Origin of the sequence: Pseudomonas sp. NBRC 111124 (genome assembly GCF_001320245.1) — a bacterium.
Classification (GTDB): Bacteria; Pseudomonadota; Gammaproteobacteria; order Pseudomonadales; family Pseudomonadaceae; genus Aquipseudomonas.
Genome location: NZ_BCBA01000094.1, coordinates 1 through 1,470, shown reverse-complemented (window position 1 = coordinate 1,470; position 1,470 = coordinate 1). Strand labels below are relative to the sequence as shown.

Annotated in this window: 2 protein-coding genes; both read left to right on the top strand. The window is 62.5% G+C overall.

The window, feature by feature from the left end:
* A partial coding sequence (locus tag APH28_RS25930) for a Rieske 2Fe-2S domain-containing protein (protein WP_060513277.1) occupies nt 1-1,205 on the top strand: 1,205 nt, incomplete at its 5' end.
* Nucleotides 1,205-1,470 (top strand): aromatic-ring-hydroxylating dioxygenase subunit beta (locus APH28_RS25925; protein WP_305729011.1); only part of this gene is annotated, 266 nt, incomplete at its 3' end. The genes APH28_RS25930 and APH28_RS25925, both read left to right, overlap by 1 nt.

Below are 1,470 nucleotides of genomic sequence, written 5' to 3'. Positions count from 1 at the left end.
TGTACACCGACCCGGCGCTGTTCGACGCCGAGCTGGAAAAGATCTTCCACAGCACCTGGATCTGGGTCGCCCACGAAAGCGAAATCCCCGACGCCGGCAGCTACAAGACCACCTACGTCGGCAAGCAGCCGGTGATCGTGGTGCGCGACCGCAAGAAAGACATCAACGTGCTGCTCAACCGCTGCCGCCACCGTGGCGCCACGGTGTGCGAGCACAAGAAGGGCAAGACCAACAGCTTCGTCTGCCCGTACCACGGTTGGGGCTACGCCCTCGACGGCTCGTTGCGCGGCATTCCGCACCCGGAAAGCTACGGTGACTGCATCGACAAGGCCGAGCTGCCGCTGGTCAGCCTGCGTACCGAAAGCTATGCCGGCATGGTCTTCGCCACCTTCAAGGACGATATCGAGCCGCTGGAAGACTTCCTCGGCGCGGCGAAGAAGTGGATGGACCTGTTCATGAAGCAAGGCGCCGGCTACGGCATCAAGGTCCCGGGCGAGCACCGTTTCCGCTTCCCCGGCAACTGGAAGATCCAGCTGGAAAACACCACCGACGCCTACCACTTCCCGTTGGTGCACAAGAGCTTCCTGTCCTCGGTCGACGAGCAGACCCTGGAGCTGTTCGACTTCGTCAAAGGCCCCGGCTATGTCGAAGACCTGGGCAACGGCCACAGCGTGATGGTGATGATCCCTGAGTTGGTGGATCTTGAGGCCAACCTCGATAAGCCGATCCCCGAGCGTTTCGAGTCGCTGGCCGCCGAACTGCGTGACGAAGGCATCGAGGAGCAGCAGGTGCGCCGTATCGTCCGCGCCGTCGGCGGTTCGGGCTTCAACCTCAACCTGTTCCCCAACGTTGCCTGTTCGATGGCGTTTTTCCGGGTGCTGCAGCCGATCTCGGTGACCGAGACCGAAATCCATCACTCGGTAATCACCATGGACGGCGGCCCGGCCGCAGCCAACCGCTACCGCCTGCGCCTGCACGAGCACTTCCAGGGCCCGATGGGCTTCGGCACCCCGGACGATTCCGAGGCCTGGGAGCGCGTGCAGAAAGGCGCCAATGCCGGCGAGAACCTGTGGATCATGCTCAACCGCGGCCTGCCGGGCGAGAAGCCCAGCGCAGACGGCCTGGTTTCCGATGTGAGTGCCGAAACCGGTATGCGTGCGGCGTATCAACAGTGGAAGAAGATGATGGCGGTGGAGACCCAATGATGAACCTGAATCTGCTCAACGAAGTGACGGCGTTCATCTGGCAGGAAGGCGACATGCTCGACCACGGTGAGTACGACGCCTGGCTGAGCCAGTGGACCGAGAAAGGGACCTACATCATCCCGATCAATCCCAAGGAAACCGACTACGAGAACACCCTGAACTACGCCTACGACGACCACCACATGCGCGGCCTGCGCGTGCAGCGGTTGATCGGTGGCGAGTCGATTTCCACCAGCCCGCAGCCACGCACCGTGCGCACCCTTTC